The organism is Streptomyces krungchingensis (assembly GCF_054729265.1).
This window is the reverse complement of the sequence record NZ_JBPUKY010000001.1, coordinates 1,058,521-1,082,251: the sequence shown is the minus strand read 5'-3', so window position 1 is coordinate 1,082,251 and position 23,731 is coordinate 1,058,521. Positions and strand designations below refer to the sequence as shown.

General features: G+C 71.7%; 19 protein-coding genes, 1 pseudogene and 1 riboswitch. Of the genes and pseudogenes, 11 read left to right on the top strand and 9 right to left on the bottom strand.

Features of this window, described 5'->3' with window-relative positions:
* Positions 1-15: 15 nt before the first annotated feature.
* Positions 16-198, top strand: a pseudogene (locus ACSYGO_RS04990) (SfnB family sulfur acquisition oxidoreductase); the annotation flags it as partial.
* Between the two features lie 36 nt (positions 199-234).
* Positions 235-1,377, top strand: a complete 1,143-nt coding sequence (locus tag ACSYGO_RS04985) for an LLM class flavin-dependent oxidoreductase (protein WP_460385867.1) — start codon at positions 235-237, stop codon at positions 1,375-1,377.
* On the opposite strand, the gene ACSYGO_RS04980 is transcribed toward ACSYGO_RS04985, so the two are convergent.
* Positions 1,367-2,440, bottom strand: a complete 1,074-nt coding sequence (locus ACSYGO_RS04980) for an acyl-CoA dehydrogenase family protein (RefSeq protein ID WP_426679411.1) — start codon at positions 2,438-2,440, stop codon at positions 1,367-1,369. The genes ACSYGO_RS04985 and ACSYGO_RS04980 overlap by 11 nt on opposite strands.
* 91 nt (positions 2,441-2,531) lie before the next feature.
* On the opposite strand from ACSYGO_RS04980, the gene ACSYGO_RS04975 reads away from it, so the two are divergent.
* From ACSYGO_RS04975 to ACSYGO_RS04965, 3 genes are all read left to right on the top strand, one after another.
* Entirely contained in the window at positions 2,532-2,888 is a 357-nt protein-coding gene (locus tag ACSYGO_RS04975) for a YciI family protein (RefSeq protein WP_426679410.1), read from the top strand.
* A 234-nt stretch (positions 2,889-3,122) separates the two neighbouring features.
* On the top strand, positions 3,123-4,322 hold the full coding sequence (locus ACSYGO_RS04970) for an RNA polymerase sigma factor (RefSeq protein ID WP_460385866.1): 1,200 nt from the start codon (positions 3,123-3,125) through the stop codon (positions 4,320-4,322).
* Positions 4,323-4,504: 182 nt separating this feature from the next.
* The gene (locus ACSYGO_RS04965; protein ID WP_460385865.1) at positions 4,505-5,827 is read left to right on the top strand and encodes an aldehyde dehydrogenase family protein; all 1,323 of its coding nucleotides are present in this window, start codon (positions 4,505-4,507) and stop codon (positions 5,825-5,827) included.
* A gap of 58 nt (positions 5,828-5,885) precedes the next feature.
* Here the strand turns inward: ACSYGO_RS04965 and gndA are convergent, their stop codons facing one another.
* From gndA to ACSYGO_RS04950, 3 genes are all read right to left on the bottom strand, one after another.
* Complete coding sequence (gndA, locus tag ACSYGO_RS04960) at positions 5,886-7,328, bottom strand: NADP-dependent phosphogluconate dehydrogenase (RefSeq protein WP_432176946.1); 1,443 nt, start codon at positions 7,326-7,328, stop codon at positions 5,886-5,888.
* Between the two features lie 101 nt (positions 7,329-7,429).
* Positions 7,430-8,260, bottom strand: coding sequence for a bifunctional hydroxymethylpyrimidine kinase/phosphomethylpyrimidine kinase (gene thiD, locus ACSYGO_RS04955; RefSeq protein ID WP_460385864.1), 831 nt, complete (start codon positions 8,258-8,260; stop codon positions 7,430-7,432).
* A gap of 47 nt (positions 8,261-8,307) precedes the next feature.
* Complete coding sequence (locus tag ACSYGO_RS04950) at positions 8,308-9,723, bottom strand: purine-cytosine permease family protein (RefSeq protein WP_460385863.1); 1,416 nt, start codon at positions 9,721-9,723, stop codon at positions 8,308-8,310.
* Positions 9,714-9,808: riboswitch (TPP riboswitch) on the bottom strand. Its footprint overlaps the gene before it by 10 nt.
* A gap of 165 nt (positions 9,809-9,973) precedes the next feature.
* Here ACSYGO_RS04950 and ACSYGO_RS04945 point away from each other — a divergent pair.
* Together ACSYGO_RS04945 and ACSYGO_RS04940 are read left to right on the top strand one after the other, a co-directional pair.
* A complete protein-coding gene (locus ACSYGO_RS04945) occupies positions 9,974-10,828 on the top strand; it encodes an alpha/beta fold hydrolase (protein WP_460385862.1) in 855 nt (284 codons plus the stop codon).
* Positions 10,825-11,658: an alpha/beta fold hydrolase gene (locus ACSYGO_RS04940; RefSeq protein WP_426679403.1), complete on the top strand. Its 834-nt coding sequence runs from the start codon at positions 10,825-10,827 to the stop codon at positions 11,656-11,658. The genes ACSYGO_RS04945 and ACSYGO_RS04940 overlap by 4 nt, the downstream gene beginning before the upstream one ends.
* Positions 11,659-11,751: 93 nt before the next feature.
* Here ACSYGO_RS04940 and ACSYGO_RS04935 read toward each other — a convergent pair whose 3' ends face one another.
* The 5 genes from ACSYGO_RS04935 to ACSYGO_RS04915 form a co-directional block, all read right to left on the bottom strand.
* The gene (locus ACSYGO_RS04935) at positions 11,752-13,815 is read right to left on the bottom strand and encodes an RICIN domain-containing protein (protein WP_460385861.1); all 2,064 of its coding nucleotides are present in this window, start codon (positions 13,813-13,815) and stop codon (positions 11,752-11,754) included.
* A 137-nt stretch (positions 13,816-13,952) separates the two neighbouring features.
* A complete protein-coding gene (locus ACSYGO_RS04930) occupies positions 13,953-16,031 on the bottom strand; it encodes a beta-galactosidase (RefSeq protein WP_460385860.1) in 2,079 nt (692 codons plus the stop codon).
* 103 nt (positions 16,032-16,134) lie between these two features.
* Positions 16,135-17,478, bottom strand: coding sequence for an ABC transporter substrate-binding protein (locus ACSYGO_RS04925; RefSeq protein ID WP_426679400.1), 1,344 nt, complete (start codon positions 17,476-17,478; stop codon positions 16,135-16,137).
* 120 nt (positions 17,479-17,598) lie between these two features.
* Positions 17,599-18,543 carry a carbohydrate ABC transporter permease gene (locus ACSYGO_RS04920; RefSeq protein ID WP_460385858.1) on the bottom strand — a complete coding sequence of 315 codons (945 nt, stop codon included), beginning with the start codon at positions 18,541-18,543 and terminating at the stop codon, positions 17,599-17,601.
* A 4-nt stretch (positions 18,544-18,547) separates the two neighbouring features.
* The gene (locus tag ACSYGO_RS04915; RefSeq protein WP_345658369.1) at positions 18,548-19,471 is read right to left on the bottom strand and encodes a carbohydrate ABC transporter permease; all 924 of its coding nucleotides are present in this window, start codon (positions 19,469-19,471) and stop codon (positions 18,548-18,550) included.
* 193 nt (positions 19,472-19,664) lie between these two features.
* Here ACSYGO_RS04915 and ACSYGO_RS04910 point away from each other — a divergent pair, with 193 nt between their 5' ends.
* From ACSYGO_RS04910 to ACSYGO_RS04895, 4 genes are all read left to right on the top strand, one after another.
* Complete coding sequence (locus ACSYGO_RS04910; protein ID WP_426679398.1) at positions 19,665-20,756, top strand: LacI family DNA-binding transcriptional regulator; 1,092 nt, start codon at positions 19,665-19,667, stop codon at positions 20,754-20,756.
* Between the two features lie 201 nt (positions 20,757-20,957).
* Positions 20,958-21,488 carry a GNAT family N-acetyltransferase gene (locus ACSYGO_RS04905; RefSeq protein WP_432176954.1) on the top strand — a complete coding sequence of 177 codons (531 nt, stop codon included), beginning with the start codon at positions 20,958-20,960 and terminating at the stop codon, positions 21,486-21,488.
* Positions 21,489-21,653: 165 nt separating this feature from the next.
* Complete coding sequence (locus tag ACSYGO_RS04900) at positions 21,654-22,391, top strand: hypothetical protein (RefSeq protein ID WP_460385857.1); 738 nt, start codon at positions 21,654-21,656, stop codon at positions 22,389-22,391.
* Positions 22,392-22,823: 432 nt separating this feature from the next.
* On the top strand, positions 22,824-23,729 hold the full coding sequence (locus ACSYGO_RS04895; protein ID WP_432186889.1) for an aldo/keto reductase: 906 nt from the start codon (positions 22,824-22,826) through the stop codon (positions 23,727-23,729).
* Positions 23,730-23,731 lie beyond the last annotated feature (2 nt).

The window sequence follows — 23,731 nt, the reverse complement described above, 5'->3', positions numbered from 1 at the left end:
GTGATCGCCGACGACGAGGCGGCCGACGCCCTGTTCGAGGTGTCGGGCACCCGCGCCGCGCTCGACTCCGCCGATCCGCACCGTCACTGGCGCGACGCCCGTACCGACACCCCGCACGCACCGGCCCGCCGGAGGCTCCAGCACTTCGGCCGGCACGTACTCGACGGCACCAAGCCGCCCCGCCACGGCCTGCTCTGACGCGCGCCGGGCCCCACGAATCGGAGAACCGCCGCCGTGCCCCTCACCTTCCACTGGTTCCTGCCCACCAACGGTGACAGCCGCGACGTCGTCGGGGGCGGCCATGGCACACCCGCCACCGTGTCCGGCCGGGACCGGCCGCCGACGATCGGCTATCTGAGCCAGATCGCCCGGGCCGCCGAGGATCTCGGCTTCGTCGGCGCGCTCACCCCCACCGGCGCCTGGTGCGAGGACGCGTGGCTGACCACCGCGATGGTCAGCCGGCACACCGAGCGACTCAAGTTCCTGGTCGCCTTCCGGCCGGGGTTCGTGTCGCCCACACTCGCCGCGCAGATGGCGTCCACCTTCCAGCGGCAGAGCGGGGGACGTCTCCTGCTGAACGTGGTCACCGGAGGCGAGAGCCACGAGCAGCGCGCCTACGGCGACTTCCTCGACAAGGACGCCCGGTACCGTCGTACCGGCGAATTCCTTCGGATCGTCCGGGACTTGTGGGACGGCAAGACCGTCGACCTGTCCGGCGAACACCTCCACGTCGAGGACGCGCGGCTGGCCCGGGTGCCCGACCCGGTCCCCGAGGTCTACTTCGGCGGCTCCTCACCCGCCGCCGGCGAGGTCGCCGCCCGGTACGCCGACGTCTACCTCACCTGGGGCGAACCGCCCGCCCAGGTCGCCGAGAAGATCGCGTGGATCCGCGGACTCGCGGCGGACCAGGGGCGTCGCCTCCGGTTCGGCATCCGGCTGCACGTCATCACCCGCGACACCTCGGAGCAGGCCTGGGCCGAGGCGCGCCGGCTCCTCGACGGATTCGACCCGCGGACGGTGCGTGCGGTGCAGGCCGGACTCGCCCGCAGCGAGTCGGAGGGGCAGCGCCGCATGCTCGCCCTGCACGGCGGCGGCGGCGACGGACTGGAGATCCACCCCAACCTGTGGGCCGGGATCGGCCTGGTCCGCGGCGGCGCGGGCACCGCCCTGGTCGGCAGCCACGCCGAGGTGGCCGAGCGGATCGGGGAGTACCACGCGCTCGGCATCGACGAGTTCGTGCTCTCCGGCTATCCGCATCTCGAAGAGGCGTACTGGTTCGGCGAGGGCGTCCTGCCGAGGCTGGCCGAACAGGGCCTCTGGCGGCACCCGTTCGCGCCGACGACCGTGCCCGCCGCGCAGGTCCCCTTCACGGGCTGAGCGGTGCCGGTGATCCCAGCGAGGCGAGGTGCGCCCGGCGCACCTCGCCGGTCTGCCCCTGCACCAGCAGGAACATCCCTTCCCGCGCCAGCCGTTGCGCCGGACTGTCCAGGCCCATGGCCCGACCGCCGCCGGCCACCACCGCGGCGGTCGTGGCCGCGCGCATCACGTCGTACGCCCGTGTCTTGGCGGCCAGCCGCTCCTCGATCCGCTCGCCCGGCACCGGGTGGTCGGCCAGCCCGTACGCCACGCGCCTGACCTCGTCGAGGCGGGCGCGCAATTCCTGGGCGGTGGCCCGCGCGGCCGGGTCGCCGTCCGGGGAGTCGAGGAGGCCGAGCGCCGCCTCGGCGATGCCGAAGACGGCGGGGGAGGCGTTGGTGTTCTTCGGACGGTCACCCGCCGCCCACGTCGCATAGGGGACCCGGAGGGCGACGGCGTCGTCCGGCAGCAGGAGGCCGTCCAGTTCCAGCGACACCGTCCGGGACGCGGTGAGCGCGGCGAGCCGCATCGGCGGCGAGGCGCGCAGACCGGGCTGCTCACGGGCCTCGGTGAACGCGAACAGCGCCTCGTCGGCGTCCGTCACACCGGCCAGCAGCATCACGTCGTTCAGCCCCCATCCCGTGTACCAGGGCACCGTGCCGTCGAAGCGCCAGCCGCCGCGCTCCCGGGACACGCGCACCGGGACGCGCGGATGGGCGCGCAACTGCGCGTAGGCGACCCCCGACAACAGCTCACCGCTCGCCATCCGCCTCAACAGGCGCTCCCGCAGAGGGTGTTCGCACTGGGCGAGCGTCGTGACCGGCGTGTGGTGCTGCGTCTGGACGAACCAGGTCGAGCAGCACGCCCCCGCCAGGATCTCCGCGACCTCCCGGACCACCGCGGCCGGTGCCGCCGCCCCTCCGTACGAAACCGGCGCGCTCAGCCCGAGCAGCCCCGACCGCTTGACCGCTTCGATGCTGTCCGCCGGCACGCCCTCCTGGTCGACGCGCTCCGCCCGGGGCGCCAGCACCTCGGCCGCCAGCCGCCGGGCCCGGGTGACGAGTGGATGGGGTGGGGTGGTCATCGAAGATTTCTCCCGCTCGTGTCGTGGCGCGTGTCGATCCGGCGGTCTCCCGTTCGTGTAGTCAAGGAGAGACCACCGAGGAGGCCACACCATGAAGTACTACCTCTTGAGCGTCATGCAGCCGGTGGGCGAGCCGCCCGCGCCCGAGGCCCTGGAAGAGATCATGCACAACCTGGACGTCTTCCACGCGGAGCTGCGCGAGGCCGGTGCCTGGGTGTTCGCCGGCGGCCTGCACGGGCCGGAGACGGCCACCGTGCTGCGCGCCCGGGACGGCGACGTCCTGGTCACCGACGGCCCCTACACCGAGAGCAAGGAGTACCTGGGCGGGATCTGCCTGATCAAGGCACCCGACCTGGACGAGGCCCTCGCCTGGGGCCGCAAGGCGACGCTGGCGACCACGCTGCCCATCGAGGTGCGGCCGTTCACGCACGAGGCCGAGGACCGATGATCCGGCCCCGGCGCCGGCGCGGCGGAGCCGACCCCAGCGACGCGGGTGGGAGGCGGTCGACCGTCACCATGGAGGTCACCATGGGGCGGGGGCGTATGACCGTCACGACGGAGGAGAGACCCCATGACGGTCACCGGGGCGGAGGAGATCACCCTCGCCACGGCGGAGGGGGACGTATGACTGTCACCACGGCGGAGGAGGCCGTATGACCGTCACCACGGCGGGGCGGCGCGCGTGACCGCCACCGCGGCGGACGTCGAAGCCGTCTTCCGTGCCGAGTACGGCCGCGCGGTCGCCGTCCTCATCAGCTTCCTCGGCGACATCGACCTCGCCGAGGAAGCGGTGCAGGACGCGTTCACCACGGCCGTGCGCAAGTGGCCGGAGACCGGCACACCGGCGAGCCCCGCCGGGTGGATCATCACCACCGCCCGCAACCGCGCCGTCGACCGGCTGCGCCGGGAGTCCACCCGGGACGCGCGGCACGCCGAGGCGGCGCGGCTGTACGCCCCGGAGGCACCCGCCGAGGAGGGACCCGTGCGCGACGACCGGCTCCGCCTGATCTTCACCTGCTGTCATCCCGCGCTCGCCACCCAGGCCCAGGTGGCGCTCACCCTGAGACTCCTGGGCGGTCTGACCACACCGCAGATCGCGCGTGCCTTCCTGGTCCCCGAGCCCACCATGGCCCAGCGGCTGGTCCGGGCGAAGGCGAAGATCCGCGACGCGGGCATCCCGTACCGGGTCCCGCGCGACGCCGACCTCCCGGAGCGCGTCAAGGGGGTGCTCGCCGTCGTCTACCTGATCTACAACGAGGGCTACGGCGGCCGGGAGGACCTCTGCGCGGAGGCCGTCCGCCTGGCGCGGCTGCTCGTCGAGCTCATGCCGGACGAGCCCGAGGCGCTCGGCCTGCTCGCACTGGTCCTGCTCATCGAGGCACGCCGGCCCGCCCGCGCGACGGCGGACGGCGACCTGGTCCTCCTCGCCGACCAGGACCGCTCCCTGTGGGACCGGAGCCTGATCGCCGAGGGGCAGGCCCTGGTACGGCGCTGTCTGCGTCTGAACCGGCCCGGCCCGTACCAGATCCAGGCCGCGGTCAACGCCGTGCACAGCGACGCCCCGACCGCCGACGCCACGGACTGGGGCCAGATCCTCCGCCTCTACGACCAGCTGACGGCCGTCGCCCCAGGCCCGGTGGTCGCCCTCAACCGCGCCGTCGCGGTGGCGGAGACCGACGGCCCGGCGGCAGCCCTCGCGATCGTCGACGCGCTCGACCTGGACGGTTACCACGCCCACCACGCCGTACGGGCCGAGCTGCTGCGCCGGCTGGGCCGCACGGCGGAAGCCGCGCTGGCCTACGAGGCGGCCGTCGCGCTCACCGCCGGCGACGCCGAGCGAGCACACCTCGAACGCCGCCGACGGGATCTGCCGGACGTGTAGCCGGGCTCGCCGTCCACCCGGCGATCACGGCCGGTGACGGAAAGTGGTCCGCCGCTCCCGGAATTTCTCCGCGAGCCGGAAAGGTTGGCAATTACATACAGATACGGTTGGCTTATACATCCAACCGTCGAGCACGTTCGCGCGGCCGGCCCGCCGGCCCGCGCCCCGACCAGCGAGGCACCGTGAACCAGTCGATCCCCGAACAGCCCGCCGACGTCGTCTCCCGGCTGCGCGCCACCTTCCGCTCCGGCCGCACCAAGCCCGTCGCGTGGCGCACGGACCAGCTGCGCCGACTGCGCGGGATGCTCACCTCGCACGGCGAGGACTTCGCCGCAGCCCTCCGCGAGGACCTCGGCAAGAGCTCCACCGAAGCCTTCCGTACCGAGATCGACTTCACGGTGCGGGAGATCGACCACACCTTGGAGCACCTCGACGGCTGGCTGCTGCCGGAATCCGCCCCGGTCCCGGCGCACCTCGGCGCCGACGCCACGGCCTGGACGCAGTACGACCCGCTCGGCGTCGTGCTGGTCATCGCCCCCTGGAACTATCCGCTGCAACTCCTGCTGACCCCGATGCTCGGCGCGCTGGCCGCCGGCAACGCCGTGGTCGCCAAGCCCAGCGAACTCGCCCCGGCCACCTCCGCCGCGCTCGCGCGGCTGCTGCCGCGCCACCTCGACACCGACGCGGTCGCCGTCGTCGAGGGCGGTGTCCCCGAGACGACGGCCCTGCTGGCCGAGCGGTTCGACCAGATCTTCTACACCGGCAACGGCACGGTCGGCCGCGTCGTCATGCGGGCCGCCGCCGAGCACCTCACCCCGGTCGCCCTCGAACTCGGCGGAAAGTCACCGGCGTTCGTCGACCGCGACGCCGAACTCGGCACCGTCGCCGACCGGTTGGCCCGCGGCAAGTTCCTCAACGCCGGGCAGACCTGCGTCGCGCCCGACTACGTCCTCACCGACCCGGAGACCGCCCGCGCCCTGGAGGCCCAACTCGCCCGGGCCACCGAGGCGCTCTTCGGCACCGAGCCGCGGACGTCCGCCGAGTACGGGCGGATCGTCAACGAACGGCACTTCGACCGGCTCACCGCGCTACTCGGCTCCGGCCGCACCGTCGTCGGCGGCGACAGCGACCGGGAGGCCAAGTACATCGCGCCGACCGTGCTCGCCGACGTCGACCCCGAGTCGCCCGTGATGCGGGAGGAGATCTTCGGCCCGATCCTCCCGATCGTCACCGTGGCCGACCTCGACGAGGCCATCGGCTTCATCAACGACCGCGACAAGCCCCTCGCCCTGTACGTCTTCACCGACTCCGAGACCACCCGCCGGCGGATCGCCGCGGAGACCTCGTCCGGAGGCCTCGGCTTCGGGTTGCCGCTCGCCCATCTGACCGTCTCCGACCTGCCGTTCGGCGGAGTCGGCGAGAGCGGCATGGGCAGCTACCACGGCCGCTGGTCCATCGAGACGTTCAGCCACCGCAAGGCGGTGCTGGAGAAGCCGCTCGGCTGAGCCGGAACGACGGCCCGCGCCGGTGAACACCGGCGCGGGCCACGGTACTTCGGGTCCGTCACAGCACCTCGGTCTCCGCCCGGCCCGTCTCGCCCCACAGGGTGTGGAAGCTGCCGTCGCGGTCGGTGCGACGGTAGGTGTGGGCGCCGAAGTAGTCCCGCTGCCCCTGAGTGAGGGCGGCGGGGAGGCGGTCGGCGCGCAGTGTGTCGTAGTACGACAGGGCGGCCGAGAACGCCGGCACCGGCACACCGCGGCGTGCGGCCGTCGCGATCACCTCGCGCCAGGGGACCTGCGCATCCTTGATCTCGGCGGCGAAGCCCGCGTCCGAGAGCAGGCTGACCAGGGCGGGGTCCACGGCGTAGGCGGCGCGGATGCGGTCCAGGAAGGCGGCGCGGATGATGCAGCCGCCGCGCCAGATCTTCGCCACCTCGCCGAGGTCGATGTCCCAGCCGTACTCGTCTGCGGCGTCCAGGATCATCTTCCAGCCCTGGTCGTAGGCGATGAGCTTGGACGCGTACAGGGCGTGCTCGACCTGGCTGGTGAAGCGTTCCGCCTCGGTGGCGGACAGTTCCCAGTGGGTGCCGCCGGGCAGGTCCCGGTACGCGGCGCGCAGCCCGGACTGGCTGGAGGCGGCACGGGCGAACGTCGCCTGCGAGATCGCCGTGACCGGGGATCCCAGGTCGAGCGCGGTCTGCACGGTCCAGCGGCCGGTGCCCTTCTGCCCGGCCGCGTCGACCACGACGTCCACGAACGGCGCGCCGCTCGCGGGGTCGGTGTGCGCCAGCACCTCGGCGGTGATCTCGATCAGATACGAGTCGAGGCGGCCCTTGTTCCAGCGACGGAAGATCTCCGCGATCTGCGCGGGCGCATATCCGCCGACGCGCCGGAGCAGGTCGTAGGCCTCGCCGATCAGCTGCATGTCGGCGTACTCGATGCCGTTGTGGACCATCTTCACGAAGTGCCCGGCGCCGTCCGTGCCGATGTGGGTGGCGCACGGCTCGCCGTCGACCTTGGCACTGATCGACTCGAACATCGGGCCGAGCGAGGCGTACGACTCCGGAGACCCGCCGGGCATGATGCTCGGGCCGTTCAACGCGCCCTCCTCGCCGCCCGAGACGCCCGCCCCCACGAAGTGGATGCCACGCTCGCGCAGCGACTGCTCGCGGCGGCGGGTGTCGGCGAAGTGGGCGTTGCCACCGTCGATGATCATGTCGCCCGACGCGAGCAGCGGGGCGAACTCCTCGATGACGGCGTCGGTCGCCGCGCCCGCCTGCACCATGATCATGAGGCGGCGCGGGCGCTCCAATGCGGCCACGAACTCCTCCGCCGTTCCGGCCGCCACGAAGGCGCCCTCGTGCCCGAACTCCTCGATCAGCGCCTTGGTCCGGGCGGGGGTGCGGTTGTGGACGGCGACGGTGTACCCGTGCCGGGCGAAGTTCCGGGCCAGATTGCGGCCCATCACCGCGAGCCCTGTGACACCGATCTGCGCGGTCGCCTTCATGGTGTGCTCCTCGAATCCGGATCTGCGTCCCCGCGTACCTGACGGGCGAGCAGTCGACTGTCGCTCTCCCGGTCAAGTACGGACGGCGGGGGCCGCGGCGTTCAGCGTGCGGGCGTTGTCCGCGCGGTGAGTTCCGCGGGCCGCTCCCGCAGCCGCCATCCGTGGTCGACGGGGCCGATGCCGGCACCGAGCGCGAAGCCCGCAGCGATGGCCGACGTGACGTACTCCTTGGCCTGCCGCACGGCGTCGGGCACCGAACGGCCCTCCGCCAGCCCCACCGCGATCGCCGAGGCGAGGGTGCACCCCGTGCCGTGGGTGTGCCGGTTGTCGTGCCGCGGCGCGCGCAGCCAGTGCTCCTCCGTCCCGTCGGTGAGCAGATCGACGGCCTGTCCCGGAAGATGACCGCCCTTCACCAGGGCCCAGCGGGGGCCGAAGTCCAGCAGCCGCCCGGCCGCCCGGCGCATGCCCGCCTCGTCGTCCACGGTCACTCCCGTGAGTTCGGCGACCTCGTCGAGATTGGGCGTCACCACCGTCGCCACCGGCAGCAGCCGGCCGCGCACCGCGTCCAGCGCGTCGTCGGCCAGCAGCCGGTCCCCGTGCTTGGAGACGCTCACCGGATCGACGACGACGGGCGCGGGCACGTCCGCCAGCAGTTCGGCCACCGCCGTGACCAGGCCGGGCGACGCCAGCATCCCCGTCTTCACGGCCTGTACGCCGATGTCGTCGACGACACTGCGGTACTGGGCGCGCACCGCCTCCACGGGCAGTTCCCAAGCACCCTGCACACCCACCGAGTTCTGCGCCGTGACCGCGGTGAGCACGCTCATGCCGTGCGCGCCGAGCGCCAGCATCGTCTTCAGGTCGGCCTGGATTCCGGCGCCACCGCCGGAGTCGGAACCGGCGATCGTCAGGACCAGGGGTGGCCGGGGCATGGGGTGCTCCTCTCAGCGGTGCTGCGTGCGGACGGCGGGCAGGGCCGTCAGCGGACGGGAACGGCGGTGCGGCCCCGCGACCGCAGCGGGGCGTACACGGCGAGCGCGACGAGGAACGCCACGTAGTAGGAGAGGTCGGCGCCGTGCAGCGCTTCGGCGACCGGACCCACGTACAGGCCGGTGTCCATGAACGGGACGGCCGCGGCGAACGCGGCGACGAACGCCAGCAGCGCGGGCCGGGCCGGCTGCGGCAGCGACGCCTCGGCGGTGACGTCGAACGCGGCACCCCCGCGGGCGCGGGCTCGCGCGACCCAGTCCACGACGACGATCGCGACGAACCCGGGGATCCAGTAGCCGACGAACAGCAGCACGTTCTGGAACCGCGTGGTGGTGTCGGCCGCGTGCATCCACAGCACCAGCGGGAAGCCGAGCACGGCGGCGAGCGCGGCGGCCACCGGGCGGGGCACACGCACCCCCACGGTCTGCAGTGCCAGCGAACCGCTGTAGTCGTTCATCGCGTTGCTGCACACCGCCGCCAGCGCCACCGCCAGCAGTCCGAACGCACCGGCGGCCCCGCCGCCCAGCAACTCGTCGACGCCCGCGGCCGTCTGGTCCGTGAGCACGGACGCGCCCCACAGTCCGAGGGCCTGCACGGCCACGAACGACACCACGAGACCGAGCAGCGTGCACCAGAACATGCGCGTACGGGAGGTGCCCCGCGGCAGATACCGGCTGAAGTCCGTCGCGTACGGAGCCCAGGACAGGGCGAGGCTCAGCGCGATGGTGCTGGTCAGCACGAACGCGCCCGCACGGTCGGCGCCCGCCGCCGCACCCGTCGAGGCGGGGTGGACACCGTCCAGCATCCGCCAGGCGATGACCGCGAACGAGGCGGCGAGCACGAAGGTCATGACGATCTGGAGGCGGTGGATCGCCTCGTACCCCAGGACGCCCAGTGCGCCCTGCGCGGCCATCATGACCAGCACTCCGATCCAGAACGGCCAGCCGCACAGCCGGGCCAGCGCGTCCCCGCCGAACAGCCCGATCAGCGCGTCCCAGGCCACCGACGACACCCACTGCAGGATGCCGGGCAACGCCACGGCACGGCCGAAGGCCAGCCGGGCCAGGGGGAGTTGGCCGGTCCCGGTGAGGCCGCCCCAGGTGCTCAGATACGCGGTGGGCAGGGCGCCGAGCACGGTGCCGAGGACGACCGCGGCGAGTGCGGTGCCGAAGTCCAGGCCGAGCGCGACGCCGATGGTCCCGGTGAACACACCCGTCATGGTCAGATTGGGGGCGAACCACACCGTGAACAGCCGTCCGGCCCCGCCGTAGCGGTTCCCCTCCGGGACCGGCTCGATTCCGTGTCCCTCGACCCTCAGGTCCCCGGGAGCGGCCGGCATCCTGCCGTCGAAGACGGCCGGCCGGCCATCGGCGGGCAGCCCGCCGGAAACATGCGCCAATGGCATGAAGACATCCCTCCGCCAGTACGAACTGGTTCAGGTTCGACGGGTGTGATCTCAGCCCTCGATCGGGGCACCCCGTGTCCGGTACGACGCACACCCTAACGGACGCCGCGACCGGCGGGTGAGCCCAGGTGTTAGCCCGTATGTCCGACGCGGGGGCGACGCCGCACACGTCCCGGCGGACACTGGGGGCAACCGTATGGCGGGCCGGCCCGCAGCCCTGTCATCCCCGGACGCGCTGAGGAGTCACGGCATGCCGCTTCTTCACTCGGGCGACCTGGGCATCCACTACCAGGTCGTCGGGGAGGGCGACCCGCTCGTCCTGGTCCACGGCTCCTGGAACGACCACACGTCGTGGCGGGCGGCCATCGACGCCGACGCCCGCGCGTCGTTCCGGGTGATCACCTACGACCGGCGGGGCCACGGCCGCAGCGAGGCGGCACCGGGCCAGGGCACCAGGCGGGAGGACGAGGACGACCTCGCGGCCGTGATCGAGCAGGTGGCGGGGGAGTCCGCGCACGTGGCGGGCAATTCGTTCGGGGCCTCGATCACGCTGGGCCTGGCCACACGGAGCCCCGGGCTGTTCCGGAGCGTCACCGCCCACGAACCCCCGCTGTTCGCGATCGTCGCCGACGACCAGGACGCCATGGCGGAACTCCGCCCGACCCAGGACTCCGTCGACGCGACCCTCGACCATCTCCGCAACGGCGAGTACGAGCAGGCCGCCTGGCTGTTCGTGGAGGAGGTCGCTCTGGGGCCGGGCATGTGGGACCGGCTGCCGGCCGAAGTGCGCGAGACGTTCGTGCACAACGCGCCCACCTGGTTGGACGAACAGTCCGACGCCGGCTGGGCGACCCTGGACCTCGACGGCCTCGCCCGCTGCTCCGTACCGCTCCTGCTGAGCCGGGGTTCCGAGAGCCCGGCCTGGACGGCGAAGGTCCTCGACCGGCTGGCGGCGGCCGCGCCACAGGCTTGCTACCAGGTCATCGAAGGGGCGGGGCACATCCCCCACATCACCCACCCGGAGCAGTACGTCGACGCGCTCACCCGCTTCATCTCCCGGCTGCCGGCCCCGGGCGGACGAGCGGAAGGAGGCAGCACGCCGTGACCGTCATCTCCCTGAGGTCCGCGCGGCTGCGCGACGGACTCACCCTCCCGTACGCCGAGGCCGGGTACCCCGGGGGCACACCGGTCGTCCTCGTCCACGGGCTGGCCGACTCCTGGTGGTCCTTCGAGCCGCTGCTGCGGCGTCTGCCGGCGTCCCTGCACGGCTACGCGCCCACCCAGCGCGGCCACGGCGACGCCGACCGCCCTGCCACCGGGTACGCGCCCGAGGACTTCGCCGCCGACCTCGTGGCCTTCCTCGACGCCGCGGACATTCCGCGCGCCGTCCTCGTCGGCGCCGACGGCGGCGGCGTGCCGGCCCGGATCGTCGCGGGCAGCCACCCCGACCGGATCTCCGGGCTGGTGCTGCTCGGTGTGCCGGCGACGCTCGCGGACAAACCGGCGGTCGACGCGATGCGGGAGACCGTGCGGGGGCTGTCGGATCCGGTGCCACGTGATGTCGTCGAGGCGTTCATGGCCGCCGCCGTGGCGGACCGTCCGGTCGCCCGGGGACTCGTCGAGACCATGGTCGAGGAGAACCTCAAGGTTCCCGCGCGCGTCTGGAAGGAGACCCTGGAGGGTCTGCTGCAGGCCGATCTCCGCGCCACGCTCGCCGGCATCCTGGTGCCCACCCTCGTGATCTGGGGAGAGCAGGACGGCATCCTGCCCCGCGAGGACCAGCAGACGATCCTCGACGCCATCCACGGATCACGCCTGCTCGCCTACGAGGGGACGGGCCACGCCGTCCACTGGGAGCAGCCCGAGCGCGTGGTCGCCGACATCGCCGCGTTCGTCGCGGGCATCGAGCACCCCGGCACCTCCGCCATGCCCTGACGATCCGCGGTCCCGGCATCCCGCGGACGCCGATGTGCCCGCCCCGGGAAGGGCGGGCACACGCACGGCCGAGAAGAGACGGGGCAGCGAGGACTACGAAGCCTGACGATCCGTCACATCGGTGATTCTCCACCGCTGATTGGCGCCGGAGTTGGGCGTCCACATCGTGACCGCGGACCCTTCGGCGGTGGCCTGGCCGCCCACCTCCAGCAGCCCGCCGGTGGCCGCGTTCACCAACGTCCAGGTGCCGTCGCCGGTCGTCGACATGATCCACTGCGCGGCCCTGTCGCGCGGACCGCTGTCCGCCTCCAGCACCGGGGATCCGTCCCGCACGGCCAGCCGCCTGCCCCCGGCCGCGTCGGCGAACACGTAACGCTGCCGGCTGCCGGTGTCACCGGTGACCTGGAGCAGCCGCCACCGCTGTCCCGCGTCGCCCGGCCCCGTGCCCGCGGACCTGATGACGAGCTTGGTGCCGTCGTCCGCGACGGTCAGGTCCTTGCCGCTCTGCACACCGGTCAGCTCGTAGGCGCGGCCCTCGCGCAGCAGAGCCGCGTCCTCGGCCACCCCGGACACGCCCTTGACGAGGAACGACGTCACCGACTGGGCGGGCACGGTGAAGGTCGCCTGCCGCCCGGTGACCCGGACCGGCGTCCCGCGGACCAGCTTGCCCTCGGAGCTCGTCACGACGGGAGTGACCGCCGCGTTGCCCGCGATGTGACCGAACCCGGACAGGTCGATCGTCACCGTACGGGAGTCGGTGGAGCTGTTGACGTGGACGACGGTCGCCGCGTTGCCGCTCTTGGACACGGCGGCGGCGCTGGACCTGTCGTCGGTCTTGACGAGCCGGTCACCCGGCTTGATGTAGTGGGTGAAATTGCGGGCCGTGTCGAACTTGGTGTTCGTGCGGACCGGACACGTCTTCAGGGTGTCCGCCGAGGTGCAGCTGAACGGGACCTGGATACTGCCCCAGTTGCCGCCCTTGGCGGACTCCCCGCCCGGCTTCATGTTGTCGTAGTCCTCGACGGGCTGCCAGAACACCCAGGCGCGCGGCTCCAGTTCGCGCAGGTCGTCGACCATCTGCTGGGCCAGGCCGAGACCGGGCCGCATGTCCGTGAAGCTCTGTCCGTCGCCCCAGTCGCCCTCGACCTCGCTCATCCACAGCGGCTTGTCCGCCGCCTTGGCCAGGTCGCGGACGCTGGTGCGCCCGCCCGTGCCGTAGGTGTGCACATTCATCCGGCCGACCAGCGAGCGGACGTCCTGCGGGTAGGTGTTCCAGTTCTGCGTGAACAGGTTGGGGTTGGTCTCGTCCATCGCCGAGATCTTCGTGCCCGTCCTCGCGGCCTTCAGGGCCGGGGCCAGCGCCCGGATCACCTTCTGCTGGAGTTCCGGTCCGATGTGGGCGCCTTCCTGGCGGCCGCCGACCGGCTCGCCGTCCGCGCCCAGCCGTGTGCTCCAGTAACCGGTGTTGGGCTCGTTGAACGGGTCGAGGGTGTCGACCTTGATGTGGTGCGCCTTCTCCAGCCGCGCGGTCGCCCCCGCCAGGTAGGCGGCGAAGTCGTCGACGGACTCCTCCTTGAGCTGGTCCGCGTTGGCGTCGAACCCGCCCGAGACGTAGCCGCTCTTCGTCATGAACCAGGGCGGGGAGTTGCTGAACGTCTCCCAGTGGTCGATGTCCTTCTTGATCCGGTCCACCCACCAGCGCTGTGTGGCGTCGGCGTCCGGGTTCCAGTCGGCCGCTTCGTCGGCGCTCCACCAGTCGGTGTCCGTGCGGGTGGTGCCCTCCGGCGCCTTCCACCAGCCGTCGACGGCCCCGCCGGCACGCAAGTAGTCCTGGACGTCGGGGGCGTTGCCGCCGCCTATGTTGTAGCGGGCGATGTTGAGCGCGAGGCCGTCGTCGTCGAAGAGCAGCTTCGCCAGCTTCTCGCGGATCTCCGGCGGGTAGTCGCCGGTGGCGTTGGCGAACCAGACCAGGCTGGTTCCCCAGCCCTCGAAGCTCTGCTCCTTGTAGGAGGGATCGGGCCGGACGGTGACGGCGGCCTGGGCCGCCGCGGAGGTCTCCGCCTGTGTCGGCGGGGCGGTGAGCAGGGCTGCCCCGGTGGCCAGCGCGGTGACGGAGATGGTTCCCAGAAGCCGTCTTGTGCGGGTACGGCGTGCCAATGTGTGCTCCCAACTCGTCGGTCGACGTTTCGGTGCACCGCCGTGCCCCGCGCGGAGCACGGCGGAATGACCCCCGGACGGGCGCCTGACCGTCCGGGGGTGTTCAGGGGAGGGAGACCGCGCGACGGACCTCGTCGTCAGGTCGCGGGCTGCCGCAGCACGGCGACGCCCCTGGGGGACAGGACGAGCGCTCCGTCCTGCTCGGCGCCACCGGTCAGCGGTTCTCCGGTGAGCCCGGCCACCGGCACCGGCTCGTCGCTGCGGTTGACGAGGAAGAGGTAGCGGCTGCCGGCGTCGCGGCGCACGGCCAGCTCGACCTTTCCCCGTGCGCCCTCGGGCAGTTCACTGCCGACCCCGGCGTGGGCGAGCAGCGCGGGCAGCAGGCCGCTGAGGCCGTCCGGGCCGAGCCTGGTGGAGACGTACGAGGCCGAACCCCGGCCCAGCGCACGGCGGGTGACGGCGGGACGATCGGCGGAGGGACCGGTGAGGTACCGCGCCAGTACCTCCACCTCGGGGTCGACCACCGAGATCCGGTCGGTCCACAGGGTGCCCGTCGCGACGCGCCCCGCGGTCCCGTCCGGCACGTCGTCGCCCAGCAGGACGTCGGCCGTCTCGCCGGCGAGCAGCGGCCCGAACTCCTCGACGCGGATGCCGAGCAGCTCGCGCAGCGCGCCCGGATAACCGCCGAGCCACACATGGTCGTTCTCGTCCACGACTCCGGAGAAGTACGTGGTGACCAGGTGGCCGCCGTTCTCGGTGTACCGGGTGAGCTGCTTGGCGAGCGCCGCGGGGACCACGTGCAGCACCGGGGCGATCAGGACCTGGTACGTGTCGAGGTCGGCGCACGGCGTGACGACGTCCGCCCGGACGCCGAGCGCGAGCAGGGCGGAGTACCAGTCGAGGGCCTCCCGCCGGTAGTCGAGCAGGGAGGTGGGGTGCGAGTCCTGCTCGCTCGCCCACCACGACTCCCAGTCGAAGACGATCCCGACCCGGGCCGGCTCCCGCGTGGTCCCGGCGACCGGGGCGAGTTCCCGCAGGGTCCGGCCGAGCCCGGTCACCGCACGGAACACGTCGCTGTCGGAACCGGCGTGCGGCACCATCGCCGAGTGGTACTTCTCGGCGCCCGCGGCCGACTGGCGCCACTGGAAGAAGCAGACCGCGTCGGCGCCGTGCGCGACGTGCAGGAGCGAGTCGCGGGCGAGCTCGCCGGGACGCTTGGCCACGTTGACGGGCTGCCAGTTGACGGCGCTCGTGGAGTGCTCCATCAGGAACCACGGGCGTCCGCCGGAGATGCCGCTGACGAGGTTGGCGGAGAAGGACAGTTCGTCCCGGTCCTGCGGATCGGGCACCACGTAGTGGTCGTTGGAGACGAAGTCGATCTCGTCGGCCCAGTCGGCGTAGTTCATGCCCTTGGTGCCGCCCATGACCATGAAGTTCGTGGTCACGGGGACGTCCGGGGTGATCTCCCGCAGCACGTCCCGCTCCGCGCGCAGATAGTCCTTCAGCGCGTCGGACGAGAACCGCTTGAAGTCCAGCTGCTGCGTGGGGTTGGGGTGGGAGGCGGCCAGCCGGGGCGGCAGGATCTGCTCCCAGTCGCTGTAGCGCTGCGACCAGAACGCCGTGCCCCAGGCGTGGTTGAGCCCGTCGAGGGTGGTGTAGCGGACGCGCAGCCAGTCGCGGAACGCGCGGGCGGCGTCGTCCGAGAAGTCGTAGACGTTGTGGCAGCCCAGTTCGTTGGAGACGTGCCAGGCCACCAGCGCGGGGTGGTGCGCGTACCGCTCGGCCATCTTCCGCACCAGGCGCAGCGCGTGGGAGCGGAAGACGGGCGAGGTGGGCCGCCAGTGCTGCCGCGCGCCCGGCCACACCGTCTCACCGGACGCGGTCACCGGGAGGATCTCCGGGTGCGCCGCGGTGAGCCAGGGCGGCGGGGACGCCGTGGCAGTGGCCAGGTCGACGCCTATGCCGCCCGCGTGCAGCAGGTCCATCACCTCGTCCAGCCAGGCGAAGTCCCACTCGTCCTCCGCCGGCTGGATGCGTGCCCAGGAGAAGATCCCCACGGAGACGATGTTGACGCCGGCCTCCTGCATCAGCCGGATGTCGTCCTGCCACACCTCGCGCGGCCACTGCTCGGGGTTGTAGTCGGCGCCGTACGCGAGACGTGGGGTGGGGTCACCGTCCGGCCCATGGGGGTGCTGGGACAGGAGGGTGGAGATCATGGTGGTCCTTCCGGTGTTCCGCACGGTGCGGCACGGGGGTGCGTGGGCGCGCCCGACCGGTCGCGCCCACGGGGACGCTTCCGGTCGGCCGCTTCCGGGCCGGCTACTTCTGAACGGTGAAGCCCTGCTCGTTTCCGTACTTGACGGAGGCCTCCTGCCAGCTCTGCAGACCGGCGGTCAGCCTGGTGCCGGAGACGTAGGCCTTGCCGACGGTGTCGTTGAAGATGGAGTTGGCGTAGACCTGGTAGGGCAGGTACGACCAGTCCGCGGCGACGTTCGCGGCCGAGTCGGCGAAGACCTTGTTGGCCTTCTGCCCGCCGAAGTACGGGAATTCGGTGTTCTGGAACGAGCTGGACTGCAGGTCCGCGGTGGTCGCGGGGAAGGCGCCCGCGGCGAGGCGGGTCTGCACACCCTTGCCGGCGTTCGCGTACTCGACGAAGGCGTAGGCGAGTTCCTTGTTCTTGCCCAGCGCGGGCAGCGCGAGCGAGCTTCCGCCGTTCTCCGCGCTGGCCTTGTCACCGGCGGTCCAGGCGGGCAGCGGCGCCGCACGCCAGTCGCCGGAGGCGCCCTTCACGCCGGAGGCGAAGTTGGCGGGCATCCAGGCACCGGTGGCCAGGGTGGCGATGGTGCCGTCACCCAGCCCCTTGTACCAGTCGTCGCTCCAGCCGGTGATCGGCGCGAGCAGCTTCTCGTCGATGAGCTTCTGCCAGACCTCGGTGTACTTCTTCGCGCCCGCGTCCGAGAAGTCGATCTTCACGGTGGTTCCGTCGACCTTGTAGGGCCGCGAACCGGCCTGCCACAGCAGGCTCGTGGTCTCGCCCGCGTCGCCGGTGTCGTTGGCGATGTACGCCTTGGGGTCGGCCTTGTGCAGGTCGCGGGCGGCCGTCAGGTACTCGTCCCAGGTGGTCGGCACCTTGATCTTGTACTTGTCGAAGACCTTCTTGTTGTAGAACAGCGCCATCGGCCCGGAGTCCATCGGCAGGGCGTAGATGTTGTCGGTCCCGGCCTTCACGGCGTTCAGCGGGCCGGGCGAGTACTTGTCCGCGAGCTTGTCCGCCCCGTACGGGTTCAGGTCGTCGAGCCCCTTGGTCAGCGCGTACTGCCCCAGCGCGTAGTACTCGATCTGCGCGACGTCGGGGACGCCCTTCTTCGCGGAGATCGCGTTCTGCAGAGCCTTGTACTGGTCGTTGCCGGTGCCCGCGTTGACGAGCTTGACGTGGACGGCGGGGTGTTCCTTCTCGAAGTCGGCGACGACCTGCTTCAGCGTGGGCTCCCAGGCCCAGACCGTGAGGTTGCCGCCCTTCTTGAGAGCCGCGTCGATGTCCTTCGCGGACACCGCCTTCTGCGCGGCGTCGCCGTCGTCGGAGCCGCCGCAGGCGGTCGCGCCCAGGGCGAGGGCGGAGACCAGGGCGAGGCCGCGCAGCAGGCGGCGGGGGTTCATGTGCATGGAGGTGCTTCCACTTCGTCGTGGCCGAAACCGTGCCTGATGAGGGTTGAGGAACTGTGGGGGAGTCAAAGGGGGGAGCGCCTGCGCCGTGGTGCGGAGGCGGGACGCCGGGGCGCGGGCCTACTCCTTGACGCTTCCGGCGGCGAGTCCGGACTGCCAGTACTTCTGGAGCAGGAGGAAGGCGGCGATCAGCGGCAGGATGGTGATGAGCGAGCCGGTGATCACCAGGTTGAACACGGGCTGTCCGCCGGCGGTGGCGGCCTGCGCGTTCCAGCTGTTCAGGCCCAGGGTCAGCGGATACCAGTCGGGGTCCTTGAGCATGATCAGCGGCAGGAAGTAGTTGTTCCAGGTGGCGACCATCGTGAACAGCGAGACCGTCACGATGCCGGGTGCCAGCAGGGGCAGAACGACCTGGAAGAAGGTGCGCACTTCACCCGCGCCGTCGATGCGGGCGGCCTCCAGCAGTTCGCCGGGGACGGCCTCGGTCGCGAAGACCCACATCAGGTACAGACCGAACGGCGAGATGAGGGACGGAATGATCACGGCCCAGGGAGTGTCGGTCAGTCCCATCTTGCTGAACATCAGGAAGGTGGGTACGGCCAGTGCGGTGCCCGGTACCGCGACGGCGCCGATGACGACGGCGAAGACGGCACGCTTGCCGGGGAAGGCGAACTTCGCGAGGGCGTAACCGCCGAGGACGGCCAGCAGGGTGGCACCGCCCGCGCCGGCCACCACGTACAGGACGGTGTTCAGCAGCCAGCGGGAGAAGACGCCGTCGTTGTAGGTGAACGTCTCCTTGACGTTGTCCCACAGGGCGAAGTCGCCGTTGAACCACAGTCCGAACGAACTGGCCAGCCCCTCCTGGGTCTTGGTGGCGCTGATGACGAGCCAGACCAGCGGCACCAGGGAGTACAGCAGGACCAGTCCGGTCAGTGCGGTGAGCAGCATGCTGCGCCGCGGGCGGCTGGGGCTGCGCCGGCGTGCGGCGCGCAGCCGGGGGACCGGGGCGGCGGTCCCGGCCGGCGGAGGCGCGGGCTGGGAGACGGTGCTGACGGGGGTGCTCATCGCTTCACGCTCCCTTGCGCATGCCGCGCAGCTGGACGACGTAGGCGATGACCATGGTGATCAGGCCCATGACGATGGCGACCGTGGCGGAGTAGTTGTGCTGCTGGCCCGAGAAGGACAGCGAGTAGGTGTAGTAGTTCGGGGTGTAGTCGGTGGTGATGGCGTTGGGCGCCAGCTTCTGGAGGATGCTCGGCTCGTTGAAGAGCTGGAAGGTGCCGATGATCGAGAAGATCGTCGCGATCACCAGGGCGCCGCGGATGGCCGGGAGCTTGATGGCGGTGATCACGCGTATCTGCCCGGCGCCGTCGATCTGCGCGGCCTCGTAGAGGGAGTGCGGAATGACGCGGAGTGCCGAGTAGAAGATCAGCATGTTGTAGCCGACGAACTCCCAGGTCACGATGTTGCCGATGGACGCCAGGATCAGGTCGGGCCCCAGCGGGTTGGGCAGCGAGACACCGAGGGCGTCGTTGATGTCGCTCACCAGGCCGAACCGGGTGCCGTACATGAAGCCCCACATGAGGGTCGCGACGACGGCGGGCACCGCGTAGGGCAGAAAGATCGAGATCCGGAAGAAGTCCCGGCCGTAGAGCCGTCCGCTGTCCAGGGCCAGGGCGACGAGCAGCGCGATGCCCAGCATGATCGGCACCTGGACCAGCAGGAACAGCGACACGCGGGCGAGTGAGGACCAGAACTGGTCGTCCTGAAGGGCCTGTTGGTAGTTGTCCAGCCCCACGAAGGTGGTGCCGCCGATGAGCTGGTCGCGGAAGAGGCTGAGGTAGATCGAATACGCGATGGGTGCCAGGAAGACAAAGGCGAAGACCACCGCGAAGGGGCCGATGAATCCCCACCCGGTCCAGGAGCGGCGGTCCCGTCTCGCCGGTGGCCGGGTCGGCGGCCGTGTCGCGGCCGGTGGCTGAAGCGTCGTCATGTCGTTCCTCGCTCGTCCATCTCGGAACCGGCGCCGGGCGCCGTCGCGATGTTTACGCAAACATCGATGCCCCGAGTCCGCTCCGAGCTGTTATGTTTACGTAAACATCTGATGGCGGCATGTCTACACTGCCCCCATCTCGGTGGTCAAGGGTCACCTGATGAATCTGAGACTCGGGCAGTAGGGGAGACGGGTGGACACAGCGGACGGTGCCTCGACGAGCGAGGACCGGGCACGAACGCTCACCGGGCGGCGGGGCCGGCGCCGCGCGCAGACCGCGTCCATGGCGGACGTCGCCCGTCTGGCAGGCGTCTCGTCCCAGACGGTGTCGCGCGTGTCCAACGGCTACGCGGGCGTCAACGAGGAGACGCGACGGCAGGTGCTCGCCGCGATGAAGGAGCTGGGCTACCGGCCCAACAGCGCGGCCCGCGCCCTCAAGCGAGGCGAGTTCCGCACCATCGGCGTCATCACCTTCAACCTCTCCACCACGGGCAACATGCGCACCCTGGAGGCGATCGCCACGTCCGCGGCGCAGGAGGGGTACGCCGTCACCCTGCTCCCCGTCGCGGTCCCGACCCAGGACGAGGTGCGCGGCGCCTTCTCCCGGCTCGGCGAGCTCGCGGTCGACGCCGTCATCGTCATCATGGAGGTCCACCTCCTCGACACCGCGACGATCTCCCTGCCGCCGCACGTCCAGGTCGTCGTGGCCGACTCCGACGCCGGTGACCGGTACACCGTGGTCGACACCGACCAGGTCGGAGGAGCGCGCTCCGCGGTCCGGCACCTGCTGGACCTCGGCCACCGCACGGTCTGGCACCTGGCCGGTCCCGAGGAGTCGTTCGCGGCCCAGCGCCGCGCCGACGCCTGGCGCGCCGAACTCGCCGGCGCGGGCCGGACCGTGCCCCCCGTGGTGCGCGGCGACTGGTCGGCGGAGTCCGGCTACCGCGCCGGCCTGCAGCTCGCCGACCGGCCGGACTGCACGGCGGTGTTCGCCGCCAACGACCAGATGGCACTGGGCCTGCTCCGGGCCCTGCACGAGCGCGGCAGGAGGATCCCCGAGGACGTCAGCGTCATCGGTTTCGACGACATCCCCGAGGCGGGCTCCTTCCTGCCTCCCCTGACCACGGTCCACCAGGACTTCGCCGAGATCGGGCGGCTGTGCGTCGAGGGCGTTCTGCGCAGGATGCGGCAGGAGGGGGTGGAGCACGGCACCACGCTGGTGCCCACGCAACTGGTGGTGCGTGACAGCACGGCTCGGCCGGCCCCTGAGGCGGAGGGCCGGTAGCGCTGAAGCCGGGCGGCCGGGGCGTGAGGAGGCGTCGCGCCGTGCGGGCTGTTCACGCTGCGGAGTGTTGTTCGCAGCCGGGTGCGCGCGTACTCGGGCCCTCGGTGGAGCTCTTCTGGACACCTGGGCCGAGCCGTCTGCCACGCCCATGGCCCGGACAAATCGATTGATCGACCCGGTGCCGTGAGGTAGTCATGCCGGATGATGACAGGCGAAAAGGTCGGGCTCAGGGCCCGGCGCGAAGCGGACGTGCCCGTGCTGCACGCGGGGCTCCACGACGATGTGCTCGTCCGCTCGCAGAGCGACACCCGGCCCTGGCAGCCGATCGGGCAGGACTCGGCGGCCTCCCCCTTCGCGGTGTCCGAACCGTCGGAGAAGGTGGCGCCGTTCTCCGTGGTCGACCTCGACTCGCAGGAACTGGTCGGCGCGGCCATGCTGTGGGCCATCGACAGCCACAACAGGACGGCGCACCTGGGCATTTCCGTCCTGCCCGCCTTCCGCGGGCGGGGGCTGGGCTCGGACGTCGTCCGGGTGCTGTGCGAGTACGGCTTCGTGGTGCGCGGAATGCAGCGCCTGCAGTTGGAGACCCTCGCGGACAACGCGGCGATGATCGCGGCCGCGCGGAAGGGCGGCTTCACGGTCGAGGGCACACTGCGGCGCTCGGCCTGGGTGTACGGCGGGTTCAAGGACGTGATGGTCCTCGGACTTCTCGTCGACGAGTGGACCACCTGACCGCTCGCGCGTGACCGGCCGGACAGGGCGCGGCGGCGACGGACGAGTACGCCGACCGGGCGCGGCGGCCGGCACCGCCCTTCCGCCGCGCAGCCAGGGCGCCCGGTTTGGTCCAGGCGGCCGACGGACCGAAGTCCGCCCAGGAGCAGGGGAGTTCGTATGCCGATGGAGGAACCACGCCACGTGCTCGTGCACGCCCGGGGCGAGGCGTCGCCGCTGTACGAGCCGCACGAGGGCGGAGCGCCCGAGGACGTCGGGACGTTCACCCGCGGCATCGCGCTGGACGCGCCCGGCCTCGGTCTGCCCGGCGACCTGGCCGGCCCGCTGCACTCGTGGTCGCTGGTCCGCCCGCCGGAGGGTTTCCTCTCGCGTCCGGCCCTGCGCAAGCATGTCGGACTGGGCCTGGCGCTCACCCGGAGGCTGGCCAGGCATCTCGGGCCGTCATGGGCCGTTCGCTACCGGGACGAGCGCCACAGCACGTCGAAGTGGGTGTGCTGGGGCTGCGACCGTCTGTACTGGGAGCGCGACAGCCATGGCACGCCCCCGCATCCGGTGGACGTCACCGTCGAAGGCGAGTTCGGGTTCGGCCCGCTGCGCGCCGACGGGTTCGGGGACTTCGCCCCCGACGACCCGGCCGCCGCCCTGAACCTGTCCGACGGACTCGTCGCGGCCCTGAACACGTGGGCCGCCGGCATCGACACCACGATGAACCTGTACGTCCGGGACCGGGCCGACGGCACGTACGACGCCGACTTCGATCGGCTGTTCCACGAGGGCAAGGACCTGGCCCGACAGGTCGCGCACGAGCTCGGCCCCGCCAGGAAGGTGACCTACAAGGGCCTGGCCAACGGCGGCCTGGCCGCCATGACCTCGGTCACCTGGCAGGGGGACCGAGAGCTATAGAGAGTGTCGTGCGGATCGGCTCGGATCAGGCCATGCCGGGCATCGCGGACCCGGGCTGATCCGAACGAGACCCATGGACGCCGGGCGGGCGCTGTGCCCGGCGTGTTGAGAACTGCTCGGGCGGGCGCGCGGCGTAGCGCGCACTACCATGCTGCCCGGAGACGGATCCTCTCGTGGGATGCCGGCTTCACCCGCTGACGGCCTCCTGCGACAGCAGGGGGCCGTCGTGCGTGGCGGCCCGCCGGGAATCGGCGGACAGGATCCGGCGGGCTCGGCGCCCCACACGCGACCCTGGAGCGAATGAGCTGGAAGGGTCGGCCAGTGACGTGAGCCGGGGCTCCGCTCCGCGGCCCGGGCCTGTCGGCGGGACGGGCGTGCGGGCCGATGTCCGTTGGTCCCGCCGCGCATGACGGCATGTGTCAAACTGCCCCGATGACCTCAGAGATGATCACCGCGGACGCCGCGGGAACATGGAAGCTGGGCGAACTCAGCGTCAATCGGATCGGTTTCGGGGCCATGCGGCTGACGGGCAGCGCCGCGTTCCACCACGGGACGCCGAGCAACCGGGAGCGTTCGATCGCCGTGCTGCGACGGGCTGTCGAGCTGGGCGTCGATCACATCGACACGGCCGCCTTCTACTTCTCTTCGCTGCGGTCCGCGAACGAGTTGATCAACAGCGCGCTGGCGCCGTACGCGGACGACCTCGTGATCGCCACCAAGGTCGGACCGTACCGCGACTACGCGGGGGACTGGAGCACCTCGGCCAGGCCCGACCAGCTGCGCTCCCACGTCGAGGAGAACCTGCGGCAACTCGGCCGCGACCACCTCGACCTGGTGTATCTGCGGCGCATGCGGCAGGACTCGATCGCCGAGCACTTCGGGGCGCTGGCCGAGCTGCGCGAGGCGGGCCTGGTCCGGAACCTGGGCGTCTCCGACGTCGAGGTCAGGCACCTGGAGGAGGCTCGTGCGATCGCGCCGGTGGTGTCCGTGCAGAACCAGTTCGGGCTCGGCACCCCGGATCCGCAGGCCGACGCCGTCCTGCGCGCCTGCGGCGAACTGGGCATCGCGTTCGTGCCGTTCTTCGCCATCGCCGGCCAGGGCGGTGCGATGGGCCCGGGGGAGGCCGACGAGCCCGAGGTGACCGCCGTCGCGGAGGCGCACGGCGCGACGCCCGCCCAGGTCCGCCTGGCGTGGACGCTCCGACAGGGCCCGCACGTCCTCGCCATCCCCGGCACCGGCAACCCGGACCACCTCGCGCAGAACGTGGCGGCCGGCGCGCTGCGCCTCACCGACGAGGAGACGGCCCGCCTCGACGCGGTCCGCGCCGGCGGCCGGTGACA